This is a genomic window from Sporosarcina sp. P16b (assembly GCF_002743065.1).
Classification (GTDB): domain Bacteria; phylum Bacillota; class Bacilli; order Bacillales_A; family Planococcaceae; genus Sporosarcina.
In genome coordinates, this window is the sequence record NZ_PDYO01000020.1 from 1 (window position 1) to 25449 (window position 25449).

Sequence of the window (25449 nt, forward strand, 5' to 3'; positions counted from 1 at the left end):
ATTTTTGGTCATACTTAGAACGCGATAAACCTTGTCACTATCGTATTTCCAAGAGGGAGTCGCCCCTCCTACGCGCAAATCCCTTGCAATGTGTGGGTAATAGTTATTGCAGTCGTTGAAGTTAGATTTTTAATTGAATTTGAATTGAACTAGAACTAGAACTAGAACTTGAACTATGTTCACAGGCAACACTAGTTCACACACTATTTCCAGTGAGTCTTCTACGTCCATCCACTATAAAAAGTAGGATTGAAGCGGAAGATGGGGGCGACTCTGGGAGGATCAGCGCGAGTTCAAGACCCCGCAGGAAGCGTAGCGAACGAGGAGGCTTGGGCCGCGCCCTCCAGAAAGCGTCCCCCATCTGGAGCGGAAATCCCATGCGCTACCCATCTTCATTCTCCATTATCATCTTCGCTTTATTCGACGAGACTACCAAATTCTGCAACAATACAAGACATTCGTTGCAAATTCGTCATTTTTTGATAAAGTAAGAGAGATAGAAACTGATATAATCAGTCGAATAAGTTGGAGGCAAAGGAGAAGTACATATGTATTCTACTTACGGTTACTGGCGTTCACTAGTTTATCCTGACCGACTTGCCGTTGATATTGGGCAAGGAACTGTGACTGGATTCAAACGCCGTGTGTTTAGCGTATTCATTTTGGGCATCATCCTGTTCGTCCTCCGCGATATGTGGGGCATGAACACCGGGACGATGACGTATCTCTTGGCGAACGGTTCGCTCGATGAATTCACCATCGGCCGCATCACCGCATTAGTCGGCGCCATACTCTGGGCCATCATCTACATGTCGTTTCATTTCTGGGGCGTCGCATGGATCTTAAGCATGCTGACGAAAATTCCATTTAAGCCATTGCTGAAGTTACAGCTAGTGGTCACGGGATTATTACTAATCGAAAAACTCATCAATTTCCTGATCTTCGCGGTGGCTGGAAAAACAGCAGCGGTTTCGATTCTTTCATTCGGACCCCTCGCGGTAACGTTCTTGGATAATTGGTATATCATTCTTTTCGTCAATCAATTGACGATTTTCTCTGCATTGATCGTGGCGGTTCAGTATCGCTTCATCAGCTTCTCGAAAGTGGAAACGTCACTTGTCGGTGGAGAAGTTATAGAGCATAAAGGTATCCGCAAGCATGCATTGTGGATGTTGATCGCATTGCAAGTGGTCTTTGCATTGATCACTGCGGCAGTCGGCTTTGCTCCCATCGAAAAAATGTTGAACTTGTTAATGATTGGGGGACTATAATAAGATGAAAGCACAAAACATCATCGTGACGGTCCTCGTTACAGCATTCCTAGCTTTAAACACATTTTTGGTGTTTGCTGAAAAAAGTGTCATCCCGAAAGCACAGTACGTCAGTGAGTACGAACGGTTGTCTGCGGATGATTACAAGAAAGAGCTTGATAAAGAAGGATTCATATCACCGAAAGATTTGCATACGATCTACCTAAAAGACGGCCAGACTATTGAATCATGGCTCGTTCAAGAAGGGGAGACAGTGGACTTTGGAACGGAGCTTGCTTCATTGAAAGTGGATCACATCGATTCCGAACGCAATGGATTAGAATCCGAACTAACCGCGTTGCAAAATCAGTCGTCTTCGATTTCACAAACGATTAGTAATCTGGAATATGAACAGTCCTCAGCAGGCGGTTCGAAAAACAACAGTGATTATTATGATACGAACGACGAGAAAAAAGTGCGTGTCAATTTGAATGTGGGCATCGAAGTGAGAGAAGACGGAGCGTTTGCGCAAGCGATTGCGGAAGCGGAACGGGATCTCGCAGAAGTGCAACGGAAAACGGAAATAGTTGAATCACAGCTCGCGGAATTGCCGAATGAATCTGCTTTGACGAGTCCAGTAAGCGGCTATGTCGTAGCGATCAAACGCGATAGCGAGTCCCCGTCGATCGATATTTATAGCACCGACCAAACGATTGTCACTTATATACTCGACAATGAATGGCCACACGTGGAAACGGGCGCGCCGGTAACTATCCAGCATGACTCGATTCACACACCGTTCACACCGAAAGTCGATCCAAATCAACAACCGGAAGAACCCGAATCTACGGAAGACGGAATTGGCAGTGAAAATGGTAAATCAGTCGCGTCTCTATCTGCTGACGGTGTGCCACCAAGTACCGTACCTTACGACGATCCGAAAACGGAAATAGACGGGACGGATGCAGAACCACCAGCAGTGAATTCGAACGCTCCTGAAGAAAACTTCGACGGCACTTCCGGTAACCCGGACGGTTCGCTCGACAAGCCAGAGCCACCGGTATCTTCGCCGGACAAGAGCATCGACAGTTCGAACAATAACCATTCAGGTACGGAAAACAAACCGAACACGGAGACACCGCCAACTACAGGCACTCCGAATACGGATAGCACGACAAATCCCGATGCAACACCTGAAGCTACACCGAATCCAGATGGTACGACAACAAATCCAGACGGAACGATTTCTAATCCACAAGTAAATGATTCACCTGAAGGTAAGCCTGAATTAACGAATAAAGAAAAGAAGCTCGCTGAAATACAAGAACGCATCGCACCGGACTATCCAAATGACATCTCCACAATTAACGGAGTCGTCGTATCGGTATCCAAAGTGCCTGCGAAAGACGACGAATGGCTGAAAGCGTATAAAGCACTTGGCAACACACAAAAAGACAATCCACTAGCCTATTACGAAGTACGCGTTGCACCGTACGATGAGCAAATGGACTTGCCATTCGGCACGAACGTTAACACATTCATTCAAATGAATGAAGCCAACCAAGTGGTCAGCGTCAAAACGAACTGGCTGACGGATAAATACCAAAACAGTGCAAAAGTTTGGACGCTAGACAACAATGGACGAGCAGTCCAAAACACGGTCGAAGCGCCATTCACTTCACTCGATCGAACAGTCCTCACAACGGGCGTCGAACCAGGAGTGATCGCGCTACACAACGATGATTTAGACAGCAGCCTCGAGCACCAAGCCGTCTTCCACCCACTTCCACTTTATTTACCGGAATGGGAACAATGGAAAACAACACCTTGGCAAAACTATGTACGATATTTGATTAAACAATAAAAAACTGCCCGTAATTGGGCAGTTTTTTTCGTTTTTGTAGTGATGTTTTTGGTGGGGCGCTCTATAAAGCTTGTTATCCGCTCTACCTGTGTTGCTAACCGCTCAATGTTCATGCTCAAGCGCTCTATCCGGCCATCTATTCGCTCTATCGCGGCCGACAAGCGCTCTATCAAGCCAATCAACCGCTCATTGGAGTATTACATCATGAAATAGGGCAAGGCGAAGCCGTGCCGCTCACACTTTCTGTTTAAGCGCTCTATTGGCTTGGCTAACCGCTCAATGTCCACGCTCAAGCGCTCTATCCGGCCAACTATCCGCTCTATCGCGGCCGACAAGCGCTTTATCCGACCAGCGATCCGCTCATAACCCGCAACATCCACATGACTAAAGACATATTTTTAAACAAAATCACAGCATATATCACTCTTCAACCCGACAAAATTGAATTCCTCCCAACAAATCCACTCAAAATTCAATTTCACCCCCAAAAAAACGCTTAAAATCGATTTTATCCCAATACTTCCCAATTCATAATACTCTTGTTACAATGAATAGACGCACCAACAATCCATATAGGAGGTGAAACAACATACTCTATAAAACTCGCACGATCCCCAAACTGATCATCGGCCAACAGGCGCTTCTAAAGCGTTTACCAGTTAATCACGACAAATACGAAAAAATCCGCAATGACTTTTACAACGGCAAAGCGGGCTTCGGAGGGGAGAGGGAATTCGACTACCAATTACGTGACTTCATCCCGCCGTATCCGCACGCAATCCTCCACGACGTTTTCCTGAAACATGAACATGCCTATTTCCAAATTGACTCTATTTTAATTACCCCGAGCGCCATTGTCCTGTTCGAAATTAAAAACATCGCAGGCAAACTACACATCAAGCAAAATCCGACCCAATTCATTCGCGAATCAGTCAATGGGGAACGCACCGTGCTGAGAAGTCCAATCGAAGAAATGGAACGCAAAAAACACTACTTCACCAGCTGGCTGCGAGCGCGTAACATCGACATCCCCCTCGTCGACTACATCGTCTTCGCCTACCAAAACGAACTCACCATCGAAAACACATCCTCCCATCGGCTCGTATTTTCGTATGAAATTCCCAACCGCCTAAGAAATTTAGAAATGAAGAGTGAAATTCTGAACGCAAATCAGATCAAGAGATTGGCGAATGAACTCCTAAACACACATCGCCACTATGATCCATTTCCGCTGATCGAAAAATACGCACTTTCCATAAAAGATTTGGCAACCGGTGTCGCGTGCCCGAATTGCGAACAATTAACGATGCTGTGGCGGACTCGAAGTTGGCACTGTCGAGCGTGCGCCCATATCGATCGCCATGCCCATCATGCCACGCTGGCGGAATGGTACTGCATCGGCGGCGCGCAACTCACCAATCAGCAATTCCGTCACTTCACCAATATCCACTCCCGCCACATAGCGAAACGAATGCTAGCCAACCCCTTCACCGAAATGTCCGGCAAAAAGCGCAACGCCATCTACCAACTCTCTCCGAGACTTCTAAACAGAGAAAATCTATATTTGTAAAAGCAATCAAACCAGCGCACAAGCTTTCCGTGCGCTGGTTTCTTAATGAAATTTAATAACGCATCCGCTCAATCGCCACGCCCAACGGCTCTATCACACTCGTTCAGCGCTCAATCTGCCCCAATACCCGCTCAATCAAGCCAGTGCTCCGCTCTATGTAGACCAATATCCGCTCTCACCCACGGCGTGACCGCTCATAAGGGGATACTCGCTAACCAAAACATCCGCGCGCTCAATGTTTCTTGCAATTCGCTCAATCCCCTTGCCCAACCGCTCTATCAACCTCGTCCAGCGCTCTATCTGTCCCAGTAACTGCTCAATCAAGCCAGTGCTCCGCTCTATGTAGGCCAATATCCGCTCTCATCCATGGCGTGACCGCTCATAAGGGGATCCTCGCTAACCAAAACATCCGCGCGCTCAATGTTTCTCGCAATTCGCTCAATCCCCGTGCCCAACCGCTCTATCAATCTCGTCCAGCGCTCTATCAGTCCCAATAACCGCTCAATCAAGCCAGTGCTCCGCTCTATGTAGGCCAATATCCGCTCATACCCACGGCCTAACCGTTCATAAGGGGATCCCGGCCATCCAACAATTCCGCGCGCTCAATGTTTCTCGCAATTCGCTCAATCCCCGTGCCCAACCGCTCTATCAACTTCGTCCAGCGCTCTATCAGTCCCAATAACTGCTCATTCAAGCCGGTACTCCGCTCTATGCAGACCAATATCCGCTCATACCCACTGCCGACCCACCCAATAATCCACCCCCAACCCCCAAAAAACAAAATCATCCAACAAATTTCAACAATACCTCTACCAAAACACATGTCAAATCCCGTATACTCTAACAAAAGGGGGACGTTTATATGAATCTATCTCACGACAAAAAAATATTCTTAAGTACTATTGCGATGACTGTGGCGGTGTCTGCGGTGGGAGTATCTGCATCTTTGCCGGTGGAAGCGGCGAAACCGGTGGCGTTTAAGGATGTACCGGAGAAACATTATGCTTACGATGCGGTCATGTATATGGCGGCCAATGGAATTATCAAAGGCTATGCAGACAATACGTATCGCTTGAATAAACCGGTCACTCGGGCGCAGGCGGCGAAGATGATCGCGGTTTCTATTGGGGCGAAACCGAGCCATGCGTATAAAATGGATTTTAAGGATGTAGCGAAGGATAACGGATCGTATGATCATATTCGCGCGTTGACACAGCGGGGGCTGTTCAAGAATGCGGATACATTCAATCCGAATAAACCACTGACTCGCGGACAGATGGCGAAACTATTAGTTCTTGGCTACCATATTGTCACAGACGACAATGATTTCATTATTTTTGATGATGTCCAGAAGAGCAGTGGGGCATATGCATACATTATTACGATTGCCGAACTCAATATCACCACGACGCGTCCAGGTGGCAAATTTAATCCGAATGAACCTGTCACACGTGGCCAAATGGCGGCATTCCTATACCGCACGATGCAATTCGATGAAAATCGCAAAAATGGATTGATTACGTATGATAATCAAAAGAAAGGCTATGTCGATCGAGATCAAAACTTGATTAAGCCGAACCCCAATAATCAAAAGCCAGCACCTGAAAAGCCCAAACCAGTACCACCGAAACCGGCACCGGCACCACCAAAACCTGTTCCGCCAAAACCAGCACCGGTACCACTAGCACCAAAACCGGAGCCACCGAAGCCGACACCTGTACCGCCAAAGCCTGAACCCGAAAAGCCTTCATTAGCTGCGCAGGCTATTATCAACATCAACATTAAACGACAAAATGCCAAAATTGGCAATCTACGAGCGGATCCTGCCCTTAACCGCATTGCGAGCGCGAGAGCGGAAGACTTGGCGAAGCTTGGAGAATTATCGCATATCACGCCGACATATGGCACGGCTGTAGAGATGCTTGAGAAATTTGATTATAAATGGACGGCATATGGTGAAAACATTGGGGCTGGTTTTCATGATGCGCTTGAAATTACAAACGCCTGGTTAGCGTCTCCTGCGCATAAGGAAAATCTATTAAGCCCAATATTTACGCATATGGGAGCAGGCACGGCACCCGATTCAAATGGTAAAATCTATTGGGTTACACTATATTCGAAAAAATAACTATAGGTAGCCGCTTAATCGCTGGTGTATAGGGTATAGTTGAAAGATACATACTTTTACCAACCCCACCGAATAAAGGAGGAAGCGCAATGAAACAAACCCTTATTGCAGTAGTAGCTGTTTTCGCCTGGCTCTGCTTAACACCCGCCACCGAAGCCGCGACTCTTGACGAAGTGAAAGAAATTGTCGATTTGTACTATTATGGCGAGAAGCCTACGAATCTTCATAACGCGAGAAACGTTACAGAAGTCGTACGCCAGCTAGATGAATACTCGGTGTACATGACGCCCGCTGAATATAATGACTATCTCAATCAATACGCAAGCGCTGAAGCACCGGCACAAGTCGCTACTCTTGCGGCGCCGCACAATCCGGACAATGTGAGTTCGAATATGATGTACGGAAACGTCGGATATTTGAAAATCAAGGCATTCTCTGCGCATTTACAAGAAGACGTCAATGCTCATTGGTCACGTTTGAAAGCGGCGGGAGCGAAGAGATTGATTCTTGATTTACGTTTTAACGGTGGTGGCTACGTAGACAGCGCCGAACAATTACTAGGCTTTTTCCCGAGAGTAAAAGAAGCGTATAAACTGCAAACGCGCATGGGGACGCAGGCAGGGAAAGTCGTCCCAGCGAAAAATCAATTCCCGGTAGACACGTACGTACTCGTCAACCGCTATTCAGCTTCCGCTTCTGAAATTGTGGCAGTCAGCCTAAAAGATCAAAGCGCGGCGAACATAGTAGGGGAGACGACAAAAGGAAAAGGTAGTGTCCAGTCGTTATTTGAATTAGAAAACGGCGGCGCACTGAAACTAACGACAGGTCACTATACAGGACCTAAAGGAACGCCCGTACAACACAAAGGCGTCGAGCCGAATATTAAAATGAAACCAGGCACGGAGCACGCAGGTATGCACAAACGCCTTGTCACTTCTGACTTGGTCGCGCGGGGCTATCAGTTCATCAAAGGACCAACCGGCGTAGCGCAGTCAAAAGTATTCAACGTCGAGTTCACGCAGAAAATGAACTTTGGTCCAGCGAAAGATTTCAACAAGATGGAACTTGTGAAGTTTGGAAGCGTCTCTATACAAACGGCTAAAAAGGCTAGTAATGATAAAACGATGACGATTCAGCCGGCGAAACCTATGGCGCTTGGAGCAGAGTATATGCTCATTGTTCATCCGGGGATAGCGGGGGCTAATGGGTTGAGTGTGGTGAAAGGGACGTATACGCCTTTTACTGTGCAAGCACGAGCGGAGGCTCTAGCTAAATAAATTGGTGATGAGGAAGAGAAGTTGGTATACTGTATAGATGGAATAGAATTAAACCTTAGGTACTCTTAGTAGATGGGGTGAGGGGGAAGGCAACGTTGATCGACGCTGCAGGCGGACGCTTTCTCATGGGCCCGTGGTGAGCCAACTGTTCACTGCGTTCTCTTAGTTGTCACTCGCTGGCTTCTGTTTACAATCCATTACGTATTCTTCAGGTGCTTGATGAGGAATAGATAAAACCTGTTGTACTTCTAGTAGATGGAGTGAGGGGGAAGGCAACGTGGATCGACGCTGCAGGCGGATGCTTTCCCATGGGCTCGCGGTGAGCCAACCAGTTCGCTTTGCTCTCTTTGGTTGTCTCACCTGATCGAGCTGATCCATCGGGAGTCACCGCCTTCCGCTTACGATCCACTGTGTAGTCTTCTGGATTTTATTTGGAAGTGCCTGAACCCTAGAGTACTCTATCATTTTTAAGATGTATCTATTAAAGTCCAGGGATGAAGAAATTCATCCCTTCTCTTTGAACTTAAATGTGGGGGGGATCTATGGTTCTACGGTCTTGAACGGAAGATCTCAACACAATGATAAAAGTGGTTGCTTTGTGCCACCACATTCTAGGTAGGATCGGAACGAAAGGCGGCGACTCCCGCGGGATAAGCATGAGCCTTGAGACCCCGCAGGTAGCGTAGCGGACGAGGAGGCTCAAGCCATGCCCGCAGGATAGCGTCCGCCTGTAGTGCAGATCCAATACCCAACCCAATGTCTTGCCAGACTTTTACGAACCACAACCTATAACAAGAAAGCGAAGGTATCATACACTATGGAAAAGAAATTATGCGTAGTAGGCCTAGGTTATATCGGTCTTCCAACTGCCGTTATGTTTGCAAACAGCGGCTTGCAAGTACACGGTGTCGACCGTAACGAACACGTCGTTCAACTCATTAATAATAAACAACTACATATAGAAGAAAACGGTTTGCAAGAACGTTTGGAGAAAGCGGTAGACGAAGGACACTTCCAAGCATCTACTACACCAGTAGAAGCGGATGTCTACATCATCGCAGTCCCGTCACCCATCAATCCGGACAACACAGCGAACTTAGAATTCATCCGTGCGGCGACTGCATCGATCGTGCCGTTCGTCAAAAAAGGCGCACTTGTGATCTTGGAATCAACAGTCCCACCAAAGACGGTTGAAAACGTCATGTTGCCTGAATTACGTAAAACAGATCTCATTATCGGAGAAGAACTATTCGTCTCTCATTCACCTGAACGTGTAATTCCAGGTAAAATTTTCGAAGAACTAGTACACAACGACCGCATCGTTGGCGGTGTCAATGCGAAATCAGCAGAGATGACAAAAGAGCTTTACGAAGTGTTCGTTAAAGGAACGATCCACTTAACGGACGCTACAACAGCAGAACTCGTTAAAGTCATGGAAAACACGTACCGCGATGTCAACATTGCATTTGCCAATGAACTGGCAAAGATTGCAGAAGGAATCGACGTGGACATTTGGGAAGCAATCAAGTTTGCAAACTTCCATCCACGTGTCAATATCCATACACCAGGTCCAGGCGTCGGTGGTCACTGTATCGCAGTCGATCCATGGTTCTTAGTGGAATTGGCACCTGAAAAAGCAGACATTATCAAAAAAGCACGTCTAACTAACGATGGCATGCCGATGTATACAGCGAAACGCGCACAGCGTCTGCTTCAAGAGTATAATATCGAAAACGGTAAAGTGGCGGTTCTTGGTCTTGCATTCAAAGGGAACGTCGACGACATGCGTGAAAGTCCGTCAACGAAAGTGATTGATTCACTACAAGATTTGGGTCTAGAAGTCGTATCATTCGATCCGCATATCAAAGAATTACAGCATTCGACGCAAGTTGCCACACTTGAAGAAGCAATCGGCACAGCGGATCTTCTTCTATTAACTACTGACCATGACCAATTCAAACAACTGAATCCTGCAGACTTGCAGACAAAACAGCCAAGACCAATCATCTTGGATACGAAAAACGCTCTCCCAGCAGATGCGTGGGAACAAGCGGAATATCGCTTCTTCAAATTAGGAGATGGCAAAAAAGAGGGGCAGCTGTATAAATGAAAGAAGAAATACTAGGCGTCTCTGTCAACACCGAAAACTATGATGAACTCATTCCAAAAGTCTTTGAGAATATCGAAGAAGGAAAGAAATCACTCATCGTCGCGATCAATCCGGAAAAGCTCATGAAAGCAAAAGAAGATCCAGAACTGAAGGCATTGCTGAACCGAGCAGAATTCCAAATCCCGGATGGCATCGGTGTCATACTTGCATCCAAGCTGAAAAAAGGTCAGATCCGTTCCCGTGTTACAGGAATCGACATGATGGACCGCGTCGTACAGGAAGCCGCCGCACGTGGAAAACGCATTTTCCTCTATGGCGCGAAACCTGGCGTGGCGCAAGAAGCGGCAGCGAGATTGCAAGTCATGCATCCGAACATTCAAATCGCTGGCGTCCAGCACGGCTATGAACAAGATGTAAAAGTCGTGCTCGACACGATTAATCAAGCAAAACCAGATATATTATTTGTGGCGATGGGTTCACCGAAGCAAGAACAGTGGATTGAACAACACCGCGACCAGCTACATCCGATGTTGTTCCAAGGAGTTGGCGGATCATTCGACGTACTGGCGGGCAATATCAAACGCGCACCGGCAGTATTCCAAAAGGCAGGGGCGGAATGGTTGTATCGATTAATGCTTGAACCGAGCCGGATTAAACGACAAATGAACTTGCCGAAGTTTTTGGTAGAGGTGTATCGGAAGAAGTAAGGTAAATCTGGAACGGGGCTAGGGGTTGGGGATTTGCGCTTCGGAGGCGACGCTTTCTGAAGGGCCCGCGGTGAGCCAACTAGTCACTGCGTTCCTTTAGTTGTCTCACCTGATCGGGCTGATCCTCTGGGAGTCGCCCCTAGTGCAAAGATGTGCTCCCAACGCTTTGCTTATGCTCGCAAAATCCGTCCTTCGCAACGGCTCTCGCTCCAATCCCTTACGGGGTGAGCGGGTGATACCTATCGATATTCATTGAATTTAGGATTAGTATTGTACTAGAATTTGAACTTGAACTTGAACTTAACTAAGCATAAAGATAATAATAAATAACACACTATCTCCAGTAAGTAATACAAGTACTTCCACTTTTAACGTAGGTTAGAAGCACCAGTTAGTGCGTTTCCCCAGCTGGAGCTTCCATCCTAAACCTCAAACCTATCTCTCTACTATTCCAAAGTAAATCTATTAATAACTTTAACCTACTAACATAAGTTAATAAGGAAATTTTCTACTAGTAAGTTACTATCTTGTAATCTAGTGAATTAGGTGGTAGAATACGAAGTTGTAAGGGTAATTTTCTCTTTAGCATATAGCACAGTACGTGCAAAGCGTTACGGTTGGTTGACCGCAAACAAAAAGGCTTGAACAGTTCCCATCTGTTCAAGCCTTTTTGTTTGGCAAAAATCCCTTGCATGCCCAAGATACTCTCTTTTTAAAACGCTTTGGAAAATACTTGTATTTTATTAATCTTTCGATACAATAGTAGATGGGACATAAATATTTTGTCGCACTGTGCTATTAGACTAGTATATTACCAATATTCAATTGACTTTTAGCACTTTCTTATCTATACTTTAAAGTGTAATGCCTACTACTTTCATACATAGGTAGTTACTGGCAAAAACAAGAGATATTCGAGGAGGAAATTATTTAATGGCTAACCAACCAACGAAATACCGTAAGTTTGTAGTAGGGGCTGCTTCAGCTGCACTAGTAGCATCAGCAGTAGCACCAGTAGCAATGGCTGCAACTTTCACGGATGTAAAAGACAACAACTCACACAAAGAGGCAATCGACGCTCTTTCTAATGCAGGTGTAATTTCAGGATATGAAGACGGAACATTCAAACCTAACAAAACACTTACTCGTTCTGACGTAGTAAAATTGATGGGTAAATGGTTGGTATCTGAAGGATATAAAGTACCTACAGACTACAAAACTAAACCACGTTTCTCAGACTTGAAGACTACATCTAACGATGAGCTTCTAAAAATGTCTGCACTAGTTTATGACAACGGAGTATTCGTTGGTAAACCAGACGGTTCACTAGATCCAGCAGGCGACATCACTCGTGAAAACATGGCAATCGTTCTTGTTCGTGCATTCGACCGCGTACACGACGTTGACCTAACTTCTTACGTGAAAGACCAAGATTTCAAGAAAGACGTTACAGATCTAGGTAAAGCGAAAGCTGAAGCTCGTCCGGCTATCGACGTTCTAGACTTCTTCGACATCACAAACCCAGCTGCACCAGAATTCAACCCTAAATCAACAACAACTCGTGGACAATTCGCTTCATTCCTTTACAAGACTACTCTAGTAGACTTTGATGGAATTGGCGGCGGAGTTGTAGCTCCTGGAGTTGCTACTGTTAAAGGCATCAACGCTACTACAGTAGAAGTAACAATGAAGGATAAAGTTGAAAACATCAACTCACTAAACTTCACAATCGATGGTTTGACTGTAGCTAACGCTGCTGTAAAACAAACTGACGACAAAACTGTTGTATTGACAACTGCTACTCAAAAGGGTGGAGAAAAGTACACAGTTAAGTTGAACGACAAAGCAATCGGATCATTCACTGGTATCGAAGCTGTTGTTCCAACTACAATCAAAATCACTAACCAATCAGTACAAGGTAAAACTGGACAACAGGTTATCCTTTCTGCTGACACTGGCGTGAAAAAAGCTGGTATCCCTGTAACTTTCAACGTGAAAGCTAACACTATCGGCACAACTAACAAAGACCAAGTCTTCGAAGCATTGACTAACGAAGATGGAATCGCAACATTCTCTTACACTCAATACTCTGCAGGACAAGATCAAGTAACAGCTTACCCAACAGGTGCGCCAACAGTACGCAGCATCGGTTATGTATTCTGGGGCGTTGACACAATCCTTGCAGTTGAAGATGTAACTGCTGGAAATACAATCAGCAATGGTGCTAACAAAACTTACAAAGTAGTTTCTAAAGATGCTACAACTGGTAAGCCAGTAGCTAACCAAACGTTGAACGTTTCTTTCAAAGAGAACATTGAAGTAACACCTGATCAATTGAAAGACGCTACAATTAACGGCGTTGAAGTTGCTCAATTGTCAAATGGAACAGTTACAAGAGCTGCACAAATCACTACTGACTCAAAAGGTGAAGCTACTTTCACAGTTTCTGGTAAAAACACATCCGTAACTCCAGTAGTATTTGTTGCAAACAACACTGCAACTGCTAATGACTACAAATATGATGCATCTGATCTTCAAGCAACAGCTTCAAAAGTAACATTCTCAGCTAACCAAGCAGAATATACTCTTGAAATGGTTCGTGAAAACGGTGAAGTTGCAGCAACTGGTGGAACTAACGGCCGTAAATACACATTGACTGTTAAAAACAAAGACGGCAACATTGCAGTGAATGAAATCGTTAACGTTGCATTCAATGAAGACTTAGACCGTGTGATCTCTACTAACACTGAAGCTAAATTCATCGAAGTAAATAACGACGACACTCAACAGTACTTCACTGGAAACAAAGCTAAGCAAATTTCTGTGAAAACAGACAGCAAAGGTCAAGCAACATTCGTTATCGGTTCTGATAAAGTGAATGACTATGCAACACCTATCGCTTGGATCGATGTAAACACTCCAAACGCTGTAGAAGGTAACTTTGATCAAGGCGAGCCATATGCAACTGGTCAAATTTCTTACTTCCAAGCTGCTTACCTAGACGGAGCTGCATTAAAAGTTTACAACGCTGCTGGTAAAGAAACAAAAGAATTCAAAGGTAGCGAAACTGCAACGTTTAAAGCAGAACTAGTTAACCAATCAAACAAAAAGGTTGCTAACACTTCAATCAAAAAAGCATCTTACACTGTATTCAATACAGGCGCTAACGATGTAACTGTTGAAGGCCAAATCGTTTCTCCTAACCGTAGCTATACAGTTACTAAAGAAACAGGCAATACAGAACTTAAAGTAACTCCAACTATGGACAAAAACACTTCAGTACGCGTAGTTGCTACTGGCGTTGCTGTTGATACAGATGGCAAGGACTATGCATTCACTGCGAAAGAAGCTACTGCTTCATTCACAGCTACAAGTGCAGTTTCTGATCTATACACTGGAGAAGTAGTATCTTTCAACTCCGACAAGAAAGAACTTACTTTCAGCGGTAAAGATGCAATTAAATATGCTGGCGAAAAAGATGTAACTTACGAATACAAAGGTCTTGGTAACACGCCAATCGCAACTGCTGATGACTTCATTAAAGAGTTGAAAAAAGGTAAAGTTACTATCACTCGTGAAGTAAAAGGAAGCACAACTTCTTTCTATATCATCGAGCAAGATACTACTAAAGCAGGCCCTACTGATACAGCTACAACAAACGCTGCTGATAAAGCTGCTGCTGATGCTGTAACAGCAAAAGTTGTTGCACTTCCAGCTGTTGCTGACCTAAAACTTGCTGACAAAGCTAACGTAGAAGCTGCACGTGCTGCATACGCTGCGTTGACTACAGCTCAAAAAGGTCTAGTAACTCCTGCTACAGTAAACGCTCTAGAAGCTGCTGAAGCTAAAATTGCTGAACTAGAAGCTGCACAACCACAAGGATTCAAGTTCACTAAGACTGAACTAACTGGTAACTCAATTGCTACTGGTCTTGGTCTAGGAACATTCAACATTGAAGGAACAGTTGCAACTGAAGATATTGGTAAAGTATCTACAGTAGTACTTAACTTCACTGATGGTAAAGACAATCCTGCTACACCAAACGTTGACGAATCAAAAATTTCTGAAACTGTTACTGTAGATGCAAACGGTAAGTTCGCTTATAACGATCTTCTTGAAGTTGGCGTATACAAAAACGTTTCTGCTACGTACACTGTTGCTGGAGTAGAGCGCACAATTGCTTCTACAAAAATCACACGTGTAAATAACTAATCAATTAGAAAAAAGTATAGTATGAACTACAAACCTATTGTCTGACAATAGGTTTGTAGTTTAAAAATTTAGTAATACAAAATTTGGAGGTATATTAATGAAAAAAGCAACTAAAGTTTCTCTAGTCGCAGCATTGGCAGTATCTGCTCTAACACCAGCAATGGCGATCGGTGCAGAAACAAACCATGCAGCACCTGGATTTTACAACGTAGACAACGGCAACGTAGTAACAGCGGATGCATTTGTCTTACTATCGAACACTGAAAAAGTAAATTTACTAAAAAACTCTAATGTTTATTACGCAGATGGAGAAGGTAAAGTTGTTCAAGCAACAAAAATTATCGATTCTAAAACTGATGCTGCACTAGTTGCTGCACTATTCCCTGAAACTGAGCTTGAAGCTGATAAGAACGTAACTTTGACGCCTGAAGGTACAGTTGTTCCTGGACAGTCTGCGGAACTGAAGGTTCAATCGGTAAGTGCGATTAACGCTAAAGAAATTAAAGTAACATTTAATCAAAAAGTTACTAAAGCAACTGCGGAATTTGCAGCAGCTAACAATGGTACTATTCAAGTGAAAAAAGCTGGAGATGCTGCAGCACTTACAGTGGCTTCGAAATTAGCCGCTGATGGTATGTCTGCAACTTTAACACTTGATGGTGCAACAGTTCTAGCTAATGACACTGGATATGACGTAACTGTTGGTACTGGCGTGCTAAATGAAAAAGGAGAAGGCTTGAAGCAAGCTTCTACGACTACTTTCCAATTTAGTGATAAAGTAAAACCGACAGTTTCTTCATTAGCATCAGTAAATGGTGATGTGGTTGTTACTTTCTCTGAGAAACTCAAAGCTACTGCGACAACTGTAGTAATTAACGGTCAATCACATTCTATTACTCCGACTGCAAGCACTAACACCGTTACAGTACCTAAAGCACAATTTACTGGTGCTAAAGCATTAGAGGCTGGCAAAACATACACAGTTGTGGTAGCGGGTGCAGAAGATTTGGCTGGAAATGCAATGAACCTATATTCAGGTTCAGTACAGTACTCTGTAATTACTGATACAGTTGCACCTACAGTATCTTCAGTAACTGCTGTAGATGAAAAAACGTTCAATGTTACATTCTCTGAAAAATTAGCTTATACTGCTGGAGCACCAACAGCAGCTGAATTAGGATTAACAGTTAATAAAGCTGACGGTTCTTCAGTTGTAGGTCCAGTAGTGACTACTGAAGATGGAATCACTTTCAAAGTAGTATTACCATCTGTATACACTGGTAGTGCAACTACTGAAAAGCTTACTGTTAATTTGAATGGCTTCAAAGATGTTGCATTGAACCAAGGACAGGCTAAATCAACTCAAATAACTTTGACTAAAGATACAGCTGCTCCTAAGTTGGTTAAATCTGAGTTTAATGCAAATACTGGTAAGATTACATTAACATTTGATGAAACTCTTGCAGCAGCTGCTGCAGGTGCAACGGGCACCTTCGAACCAGCACTTTCGATTGTAAATGATGCAACTGGAAAAACTGTTGCAGTTCCACCCGGATCAGTTGAAGCTGTTTCAGCCGGAGCAAAAACAGTAGTTATTGATAATGCAACGCTTGCTCTTCCAAAGGGAAATTACACTTTACGTGTGGCTGCTGGTGCAGTGACAGACCAAGCATTCGTATCTAATACATCTGAGGCATTCTCAACTAAAGTTGCAATCACTGGTTCAGCTATTGTGAAGCCAACATTAACTTCAGCATCTGCAAACGCAACAAACTTAATAACTGTAACATATGGTACTACAACAGTTAAAGGTGGTAATGTTGCTGGTTCAGCAACTGATGCATCTAACTACAAATTAAATGGAGCTGCCTTGCCAACTGGATCGACTTTAACAATCGATGCAGCTAACCAAATAGTTTCTATTCAATTGCCTGAAGGTTCAATTGATACTACAGCTACACAAATTCTTACTATTTCTGGTGTGCAAGCAGAAGGCTCTTCAGCAACTATTGACACTGTAAATACTACTGTATCTTTAACTGATACTAAAAAACCTGAAATTCAATCTGCAGTCATTAATACTACTGGTAACTTAGTACTTACTTTTAGTGAAAGTATTAATGGTACAAGTACAGGTACTGGTACACAGCCTGTTGTTGCTGACTTTATCATTGCTGTAGATGGTGCAACTGTTGCTACTGGACTTACAAAAGCAAACGGTACAAAAGATAATCAATTGGTTATTAAATCAGCAGATGTTAGTCTTGCTACTGGTACTGTAACTGTAAAAGCTGCAGGAACTACGACTGGTGCAGATGCTGCTGGTAATACAATATCTACTAAGAATACTGTAACAGCTACTCGCTAATTGGGGTTCAGGTGCCTGTGCACCGCACAACTCATACACTATTCTTATAATTGTATGATATACAAAGAAAAGAGTCTTCTGATCGAGAAATCGGTCAGCAGGCTCTTTTCCTTTTCTCTGTATCTACTCCTGTCGCCTTCAAAAAGTCCATCCGGACAGAAATCGAAATGATTGCTCCGGGTGGCTTTTTCTATTTAGCTTGATTTAATGAATATATCCATACAATTCAAGCAAAAGAGAGGTCGAAAAAATAGTTGAAGTAAAATTTTGACATGCCAAAGAAGCCTTACCACAAGGCTTTTAAAAAATATTCAATTGGTTCGTTTAAGCCGCCTTCTTATAAGTGTGGTAGAGACCCTTTAATATCGGGGTAGCTTCCAATACGGTATCTTCCACAGAAGTAAGAAGGTAAATTGGTGAAGGCATGGGTGTCTTGCCGTCTATCCCTTGATGTGTCCGGTCCGTATTATAATAGTTTTTGATGTATTCTGTAAGCAGACTGCGTAGATGTCGCTCATTCAGCGGGATTACTTGGTCTATCAACTCCCTTTTAATCGTGCCAATTACTCTTTCGGCATATGCGTTTTGCCAGGGTGATCGGTAGACTGTTTTCTTTGCCGTAATGTCTGATGACTATAAGAAGGCTTGAAACGCTTTGGAACAGAAAATGGGATCATTGTCGTGAATCAGGTATTTAGGGACCTTACCATAAGGCGTTGCATTCCGGAATTGCTGAATGATCCATTCTGCTGTTTCATGCTTCGTGACACCGAAATGAATAATTTTACGCGTTTTATGATGCAGGATCACCAGGACATGAAGCGCGAAACAAGATCCTGCGAAGAAAATATCTGCATAGTCTTTTTAATACCGAGAAAGCTTCTTCATGGTAATTATGTAGTAAATAGGGAGCGATTCTCCATACAATTATACTATTTTATATTCAAACATTTATTTTGCAATAAACAAGAAAGAATGTAGGGACGAAACATATTCCGAAAACAAGGGGGGATACGCAAGAAAGTTCTCTTTAGACTCATGACATGAGCGGCATGCGAAGCGTGGATTACTAGTATCACTGCTTAAACGACTTCGTATACAAAAAGCACATTATCATTCGCCAAAGTTAAAATAAACAAACGACATATATCTTTTTGTTAAAATTTTCCAATATAATACGACTCAATATTGAAAAAGACCGCCATCACTGGCAGTCTTTTTCATATAAAATACTAAATAGAAATTTTAATTAAAAAAATCCACTCAATCAAACTCAGAAATAGGTCGATTTCTAACTAATTCGTAGATTTCGAAATTATTTCCCCGCTACTTCACCTAACTGTATCTCAAGTGTACCCTTAGCTGTTCTATTATCCGCTGTATCTTTCATTGTGAATTCAAACAGCTCCACTTTGCCAACAATAGCGCGATCTGATTTCGGCATGTAGTTATAAGTACCATTTTTGTTGATTTGTAATTGGCCGTATTTTCCTTGAATTTCTGTACCGTTAATACCAATACTTTGACTTGTTCCTGCACTTTTCTCTCGGATATCAGTAACAATTAGATTATCATCTTGTCCTAGATTTTGTCCGAGAAGTACATTTCCAGAGACGCGTGAATCTTCTGTAGCCACTTGATTAAAATCTTTTTCAACTAAATTAATTAATTTGAAAGGGATTACTTGTACTACAGAGAGACCTTCTTTAACAGAAAGGATAATTTCGTATGATCCTTCCTCTAAAGTATTCATATCAATTTTGGTAGAGACTGTAATTCCTAAAGCTCCACCACTAGAGCCTTTATATGTGTCGACATTGATGTAATCGCCTTCCTCATTTTGCTTCAAAACAAAAACTTGGAACGCGTGTCCGCCAAGTACTGTGTGTATAGCAACAGAAGAGGTGGCATCTAATGTCGTGCCTTTTTTTACATCTATATGAAACCGATTATTTTCACTAATTTGGCTGATTTGGGATGCGGAGAGTAAGCCAAGTTCTAGCACTCCAATATCAAGTCCTAAAACACCACCTGAATTTTTTTGCTGATCATCTAGTTTGGTGACTACTGGGTCAAGGAATAGTGGAGCGTTCTTCTTTGTCTCCTCTGTTGGAGTGAACGTCAGCTCTTCTGCCTTCACCAGTTGATCTATAACAATTCGCAAATCGTTCGTTTCACGTGTAATGACTTGTTGTGCTTCTGTTGTTAGATCTTTCCCATCGTATTGTTGGCGAACAATATTAGCTTTTTGAATTGCGAGTTCAAGAGACTTTAAAGATTCTGGAGTGTACAGGTGTGCAGCGTTAGAAATTATGTTCCGCGCTTCTTTAATTAAATCATCCAAATCGGATAAATCAATGGTTGGGCTAGATAGTCCGTTTAGTATGTTCTGTAATTCATCCTTAATAGCTCCGTCTTTCAAGTTGCTGACAAGCTGCTTGGCTTTTTCAATATCTTCTTTTTTCAGTGTTTGCTGTGCAAGTTTGACAGCATCCTGAGCAGCTTTTACTGAAGGATCAACTGTATTTGCTCCCTTGATCGCATCTTCTAATTTTTTCAGTGCTTTATTTAAATCATCAATGCTCGCATTCACATCTTTTAATAGTGCTTCTGCTTCTTTAATAGCCGCTTCTACAGCTTTTTTCTGTTCATCTGTAAGTTGTTCAAGTTGTTCTTTTGCTTTGTCAATTGCTTCTTGCAAAGAGTTTAAAACATCCTCCTTGGAAAGGAAAATAACTCTGCCATCTGCAGTTAACCTCACGTTAAATTCATTTTCAACTGTCATCTGCTCTACGATCTTACTGATCATAATTTCATCAGTTTCAGCTTCCAAAAGATGTACTGCTTGGATTGCTCCACCTTGACCGTCAGCGAAGTAAAAGAATTGATTGGTTAAGATTTGAACTTTTTCAGAAGTTGACAAGTAGACAAAGGAGTCCGACGACAAGACTTTCCCAGTTTTCACATTATAAAATCCTACTTGCGCATCCTCGTATTTCATCGTGTCTTCCACAGCTGCGCTAACTGCGGGAGTAATGGCAGATAGAGCAAATATTGACGCAGTAGTAAATAAAGCTTTTTTCTTCATGTGACATGCCTCCTGTTATTTTAATAATCAAATTATCCGTCTTATTGTCATAATAAACTATTAATCTACGTATATCTACCTTATTTGGTATAGTATATAATAAGAGAAATATTACCTATAAAAATATATTGAGTTAATAGCCTTTTAGACTTGTATTTGAGTGAACACTCACAAATATCCACAACATTGGAAAAACTACATCAAGAACTAGAGATGTAAGGAAGTAAACGAAGATTATTTTTAAAGTATTCAAAATAACTGCAAGTGAAACTGGTAAACTATTGTAACTGTTCGTGTATTACAGGTATAATAGACTGTATATGTATACATAGGAGGAACATCCATTGAAGAAAATAGTTTTATTAATTGCCTTGACTTTTGTTATTGCACAACCATTGGCAACTACAACGCATGCTGCTACAACGCCAGCACCTGATGGCTTTTACTTGCTGGAGGAAGGAAAGCCCTACGTTCCCGTAAATAATTTCCTATATAGTAATTTACAACAAAAAGTTGCTTTGTTGACTGGGAATTATTATTTAATTTTAGAAGGATCCGCAATAAAGGCCTCGGATATTTTATTGCCTACGGATAAAGAAGTCACAAGCAAGATGACGACTCAATCAAAACTAGAAGAACAATTTAATGTTGTGATTGATGCTAAAGGAAAAGTTCAAGGGTCATCGACATTTTCAGTATTATCAATTGATTAAGGGTTACTTTAACCATCTTGAGATAAATACGTATCAAAATAGTTGATCATCCATGCGATGGTTAACTATTTTTAAAATCAATGGTTCGATGTTCTTGATAAATGGTGAAATTATAGTACTTATTATGTATAATGTAATTAATAGATTGTTAGATAGATAGATTGAAGATAAATATGTCTTATTTCTATGCTAACTATTTAATTAGAATATGGGAGGTTACAAGATGAAGAAAAGCATGAAAATTTCTATGATGACAGCACTCTCTATATCTGCCTTAACACCCGTTGCAAGTATGGCAGCAACCCAAGATCAATTGCCAGTAGGATTTTATAATATTGAAACCGGTGAAGTGTTATCAGCTGACAGTATCCTTTTTGCAAGTAATGAAGAAAAATTAGCTATTATAACAAATCCTAACTTTTACTTTATAGATGAGGAGGGTAATGCAATAAAAGCTACAGCTCTCTTAACATCTAAAACAGATTCAGAACTAAACGATGCAATACAAACAGTGGAAGAAGTAGAAAAAGAACATGATGTTGTATTCACTCCTGATGGTGTAGAAGTGAAACCGGAAGAGCCCACTCCTCCAGGTGGGGGTGGTGGAACGCCACTTGCTATTAAAGAAGCTACAATCAAAGTAGGAGCCGATCTAATTAACTTCACTTCTGTTCAAGGAGCGAGTGCTACACTAGATCTATCTAAATTGAACCCAGACGCTACAGCAACTGTTGCTACTGTTACAGCATCTACTGATTCTACGCTAACTTTGAAATATGCAGGAGCTAGTAAAAAAGTAGAATTAGTGAAGGGTGTAAATACACTTTCAGCTAATGATTTAATTCCGGGCTTGAATCCGAATACACCATTAACAATTTCATTCTTACAAAAAATTGCTAACGGATCCGAATCATTGGCGATTGAAACGACATTAGTAGATACTTCTTCTACTGTAAAAGTAACTGGCACATTAACAATTTTGATACCTGCTGAGTAAATAGGTTAATCTGACGAACATTTAGAATGTGTTTAATGCAAAGTATTGGCATTCTTTAATGTTTTGATAAGAAAAATTTAATCACAGTATACAAAAGAAACTGCGAGTCAATTCCAGAGGGTTTGGAGCTAACTCGCAGTTTTCTTGTTATACCAGAAAGTTGTCGCATAACTCTTTTGGTAGTACTTTTTCTAACATTCGCAACTAGAAAGGTAGAAGATGAAGATGAAGTTAATAAGTAAGTTATTTGTTTCAATTATTTCAATAATCATGCTAACTACGGCACTGCCTATAATCAGTTCCGCTGCTATACAGTGGACGCCGAAAGAAAACCCTGTACCGTCAAATAAGGAGTGGAAAGTTACTTTTAGCCTTCCTGTAGATGAACAAACAGTAACCAGTAATTCTGTATATGTAGTAGATGAGAGAGGTAATAAACAAGCGGCAACACCTAGTCTCGCTCTTGGCAATTCAAAAGAATTACTACTATCCGCACCACTAAACGGTTATAAAGAAGGTCAAACTTACACTCTTCATGTTACGGATCATATTAAATCGAAAAATGATAAAAGTTTAACTGATGGTGTAGAGATGGATTTCACTATAGAAAGTATAGATATACAAGATATGATCCTTGGTACGTGGAAAGGTGATTACATAGGTATAAATTTCTTGGCGATATTTAATAAGGATTACACAAGCCGAGTAATTTTAGATGGAGAGGTTGAAGAAGGAGTCTATTCTATTTTGGGCGATCAGATGACCATGCGGTTGTTGGAAAACCAACGAACAGGCCGAATAAATATAATTTCAACTAACGAGTTTACTATTACTAGTGCATCAAAAAAAGTTATACGATTCACAAGATAGTGAATTATGCTAAACTAGTTCTGAAACAAACTAATTATAATGGAGGTAGATTACATGAAAAAGAGTTCAAAAGCATCACACAAATTGTTCAAAGCTACGCTCGCGACAACAGTCGCTACTGGAGCTTTCGTTGCGGCTGTACCTATGGTAACAAACGCAGCAGTGAGTTTTAAAGACGTAAAGCCTGGCGTGCACTATTACGAGCCGGTATTGGAATTGGCAGGTCGTGGTGTAGTCAAAGGGTATGATGATGGTACATATCGTCCGAATGCTTCGGTTACACGTGCACAATCAGCGAAGATCTTGGCACATGTATTAGACCTGGATACAACAAACGTCAAAGATCCAGGCTTTAGCGACGTGAAAAAGGGAACACCATATTACGGTCCGATTGCAGCATTGGCACAAGCGGGTTATATCAAAGGGTACGAAGAGAATGGTGTTAAAACATTCAAGCCGAACGATAACTTAAAGCGCTCACAGATGGCTAAAATTCTTACACTAGGTTTCGACTTAGAAGAGAGTGCATTAGCTGCTAATCGTTTCAAAGATGTAAAACCAACGGATGCGTATGCAGGATATGTAGCTGCTCTACTCGCTCTTGATATTACTACGGGTACAACGCCAACTACATTTGCGCCAAACGGTTTAGTTACAAGAGGACAGATGGCAACATTCGTCGTACGTACAGAAGTAGCGCTTAAAGAAGAAACACCTGAAACGCCTAACCCAGAGCAACCTGAAATACCTAACCCAGAGCAACCAGAAGTACCAGAAACACCTAATCCGGAACAACCAGAAGAGCCAACGCCACCAGTTGGTCCTACTGGAGAGCAGTTATTACAAAACAGTATCCAGACCGAGTTATCAAAAGTTAATACTACATCAGATGCTATTGCGATCTCATTTACAGGTGGTACATTCAATGTAGACATTAAAAAGTCTGAAAGTACTGTAAATGATTTCTCAGTCGTGGCAAAACCAATATTTGATGCGATGAAAAAGAACACAGTCATCAACTCGGCTACAGTTTCCGTCGTGATCGGTGGACAAGAAATTACGTTCACAGAGACAGACATAGATAACAGCCAAGACTTTGACAAGGTGTTAAACAAAGCGTTAGCTAAGGTAGGTCTTCCTGCTGACACAGCATTAGGTATTCTAAAAGGTAGAACAGTTTCACTGAATGTAAAAGGATCGATCGATTCTAAATCATTCAATAGCACATATCAATTTAAGTTCTAATTTAACATACCTTGAGTAACGACCAAAGCCTTCTCGAAATGTTGAGAAGGCTTTTACTATTTTGTTATATGTACACTAGTTTTGTAATCTTCTGCTATCATACACTCTCAAAGTCTGTTAAAATTTCTATAGGATAAACTTATAAAGGAGATTATTATGAAGAAAAAACTTAAAATATTTTTATTGGCAATGCTTGCGTTAGTTGTTGTAGGCGGGGGTTACCTCTTATACATATTCCAATTCAAAGAGTATGAAGTGGCGGATAAAGAAGTGGATGAGATTATAGAGAACCCATATGATATTATATTGCCGAATGGAACTAAGCTTGTACTCGACGGGGAAGAGGCAAGTGACAGCGAGAAAAATGAACAAAGTTCCACTTCCGATAATAAAACCTTAAATAGTCAACAAACAACAAGCGGCCCATCATCCACTGCAACAGGTGATAAAACAACATCCTCTAGCACTGCAGGAGGCGGTACATCTGCTACTGATACAAAACAATCATCTACTAGTCAAGTAGACGGTATAAAACAACCCGCTAAAGAAAACACCGGGAACACAACAGATACAACTATATCTACTGGCGATCAACCGGGTAAAAAAGGTCCTGCCGCTAGCAAACCTTCGTCAGGAAATGCAGGATCCAATCAGCCAGAGAAAAAGGAATCTGTAGCGGCGATCAAACAAAAATATGAACCAACCGTTAACAATTTACAAGGACAAGTTGATGGTAAAATCAACTCGTTGATCAGCCGTGCGAAGAATGAATACAGCACGAAAAAAGCGAATGGGGAAAGTATCGATTACGGGTACTTCTACAATAAATATATGTCTGCAGCCAATAGTCTAGAGGCGCAGACGGATGCAGTATTTAATGGAGTGGTTAGCTCGCTTGAAAAGGATTTGAAGGCCAATGGATATGATAAATCGTATTCACAAAGCATACGCGATGAGTACGCAGCGCAAAAAAAGGCGCGTCGTGATAGCATACTGAGTAAAGCGATGGGTAGGTAAATGGAAAAACGACTAGTCTAAAAGGATTTCCTT

16 protein-coding genes are annotated in these 25449 nt (G+C 42.1%); 14 read left to right on the forward strand and 2 right to left on the reverse strand.

Going from position 1 to position 25449, the window contains the following annotated elements:
• The first annotated feature begins 548 nt into the window (after positions 1-548).
• The 9 genes from CSV77_RS15000 (at position 549) to CSV77_RS15055 (ending at position 17486) form a co-directional block, all read left to right on the forward strand.
• Positions 549-1271 (forward strand): hypothetical protein, encoded by a 723-nt coding sequence (locus CSV77_RS15000; RefSeq protein WP_099674034.1) that lies wholly within the window; start codon positions 549-551, stop codon positions 1269-1271.
• Between the two features lie 4 nt (positions 1272-1275).
• Positions 1276-3114 carry an efflux RND transporter periplasmic adaptor subunit gene (locus tag CSV77_RS15005; protein ID WP_099674035.1) on the forward strand — a complete coding sequence of 613 codons (1839 nt, stop codon included), beginning with the start codon at positions 1276-1278 and terminating at the stop codon, positions 3112-3114.
• 682 nt (positions 3115-3796) lie between these two features.
• On the forward strand, positions 3797-4684 hold the full coding sequence (locus CSV77_RS15010) for a nuclease-related domain-containing protein (protein WP_255407108.1): 888 nt from the start codon (positions 3797-3799) through the stop codon (positions 4682-4684).
• Between the two features lie 862 nt (positions 4685-5546).
• Positions 5547-6812, forward strand: a complete 1266-nt coding sequence (locus CSV77_RS15025; protein WP_099674039.1) for a CAP and S-layer homology domain-containing protein — start codon at positions 5547-5549, stop codon at positions 6810-6812.
• Between the two features lie 89 nt (positions 6813-6901).
• Positions 6902-8089, forward strand: coding sequence for a S41 family peptidase (locus tag CSV77_RS15030; protein ID WP_099674040.1), 1188 nt, complete (start codon positions 6902-6904; stop codon positions 8087-8089).
• Between the two features lie 817 nt (positions 8090-8906).
• Positions 8907-10199: a nucleotide sugar dehydrogenase gene (locus CSV77_RS15040; RefSeq protein ID WP_099674042.1), complete on the forward strand. Its 1293-nt coding sequence runs from the start codon at positions 8907-8909 to the stop codon at positions 10197-10199.
• The gene (locus CSV77_RS15045; RefSeq protein ID WP_099674043.1) at positions 10196-10906 is read left to right on the forward strand and encodes a WecB/TagA/CpsF family glycosyltransferase; all 711 of its coding nucleotides are present in this window, start codon (positions 10196-10198) and stop codon (positions 10904-10906) included. The genes CSV77_RS15040 and CSV77_RS15045 overlap by 4 nt, the downstream gene beginning before the upstream one ends.
• A 933-nt stretch (positions 10907-11839) precedes the next feature.
• A complete protein-coding gene (locus tag CSV77_RS15050; protein ID WP_099674044.1) occupies positions 11840-15118 on the forward strand; it encodes an S-layer homology domain-containing protein in 3279 nt (1092 codons plus the stop codon).
• A 97-nt stretch (positions 15119-15215) separates the two neighbouring features.
• The gene (locus CSV77_RS15055) at positions 15216-17486 is read left to right on the forward strand and encodes an Ig-like domain-containing domain (protein WP_099674045.1); all 2271 of its coding nucleotides are present in this window, start codon (positions 15216-15218) and stop codon (positions 17484-17486) included.
• A gap of 324 nt (positions 17487-17810) precedes the next feature.
• Here CSV77_RS15055 and CSV77_RS17165 read toward each other — a convergent pair whose 3' ends face one another.
• On the reverse strand, positions 17811-18110 hold the full coding sequence (locus CSV77_RS17165; RefSeq protein WP_255407109.1) for an integrase core domain-containing protein: 300 nt from the start codon (positions 18108-18110) through the stop codon (positions 17811-17813).
• A gap of 691 nt (positions 18111-18801) precedes the next feature.
• A complete protein-coding gene (locus CSV77_RS15065; protein ID WP_099674046.1) occupies positions 18802-20574 on the reverse strand; it encodes a VCBS domain-containing protein in 1773 nt (590 codons plus the stop codon).
• Positions 20575-20918: 344 nt separating this feature from the next.
• Here CSV77_RS15065 and CSV77_RS15070 point away from each other — a divergent pair, with 344 nt between their 5' ends.
• From CSV77_RS15070 to CSV77_RS15090, 5 genes are all read left to right on the forward strand, one after another.
• Positions 20919-21287, forward strand: coding sequence for a hypothetical protein (locus tag CSV77_RS15070; protein WP_099674047.1), 369 nt, complete (start codon positions 20919-20921; stop codon positions 21285-21287).
• A 223-nt stretch (positions 21288-21510) separates the two neighbouring features.
• Complete coding sequence (locus tag CSV77_RS15075; RefSeq protein WP_099674048.1) at positions 21511-22284, forward strand: hypothetical protein; 774 nt, start codon at positions 21511-21513, stop codon at positions 22282-22284.
• 219 nt (positions 22285-22503) lie between these two features.
• Positions 22504-23154, forward strand: coding sequence for an Ig-like domain-containing domain (locus CSV77_RS15080; RefSeq protein WP_099674049.1), 651 nt, complete (start codon positions 22504-22506; stop codon positions 23152-23154).
• Between the two features lie 54 nt (positions 23155-23208).
• Positions 23209-24399 carry an S-layer homology domain-containing protein gene (locus tag CSV77_RS15085; protein WP_158232084.1) on the forward strand — a complete coding sequence of 397 codons (1191 nt, stop codon included), beginning with the start codon at positions 23209-23211 and terminating at the stop codon, positions 24397-24399.
• 156 nt (positions 24400-24555) lie between these two features.
• Positions 24556-25416, forward strand: coding sequence for a hypothetical protein (locus CSV77_RS15090; RefSeq protein ID WP_099674051.1), 861 nt, complete (start codon positions 24556-24558; stop codon positions 25414-25416).
• The last annotated feature ends 33 nt before the right edge of the window (positions 25417-25449 follow it).

Coding starts and splice junctions, on each gene's coding strand:
- CSV77_RS15000 (WP_099674034.1), top strand. CDS start 549: ATGTATTCTACTTACGGTTACTGGCGTTCACTAGTTTATCCTGACCGA.
- CSV77_RS15005 (WP_099674035.1), top strand. CDS start 1,276: ATGAAAGCACAAAACATCATCGTGACGGTCCTCGTTACAGCATTCCTA.
- CSV77_RS15025 (WP_099674039.1), top strand. CDS start 5,547: ATGAATCTATCTCACGACAAAAAAATATTCTTAAGTACTATTGCGATG.
- CSV77_RS15030 (WP_099674040.1), top strand. CDS start 6,902: ATGAAACAAACCCTTATTGCAGTAGTAGCTGTTTTCGCCTGGCTCTGC.
- CSV77_RS15040 (WP_099674042.1), top strand. CDS start 8,907: ATGGAAAAGAAATTATGCGTAGTAGGCCTAGGTTATATCGGTCTTCCA.
- CSV77_RS15045 (WP_099674043.1), top strand. CDS start 10,196: ATGAAAGAAGAAATACTAGGCGTCTCTGTCAACACCGAAAACTATGAT.
- CSV77_RS15050 (WP_099674044.1), top strand. CDS start 11,840: ATGGCTAACCAACCAACGAAATACCGTAAGTTTGTAGTAGGGGCTGCT.
- CSV77_RS15055 (WP_099674045.1), top strand. CDS start 15,216: ATGAAAAAAGCAACTAAAGTTTCTCTAGTCGCAGCATTGGCAGTATCT.
- CSV77_RS15065 (WP_099674046.1), bottom strand. CDS start 20,574: ATGAAGAAAAAAGCTTTATTTACTACTGCGTCAATATTTGCTCTATCT.
- CSV77_RS15075 (WP_099674048.1), top strand. CDS start 21,511: ATGAAGAAAAGCATGAAAATTTCTATGATGACAGCACTCTCTATATCT.
- CSV77_RS15080 (WP_099674049.1), top strand. CDS start 22,504: ATGAAGATGAAGTTAATAAGTAAGTTATTTGTTTCAATTATTTCAATA.
- CSV77_RS15085 (WP_158232084.1), top strand. CDS start 23,209: ATGAAAAAGAGTTCAAAAGCATCACACAAATTGTTCAAAGCTACGCTC.
- CSV77_RS15090 (WP_099674051.1), top strand. CDS start 24,556: ATGAAGAAAAAACTTAAAATATTTTTATTGGCAATGCTTGCGTTAGTT.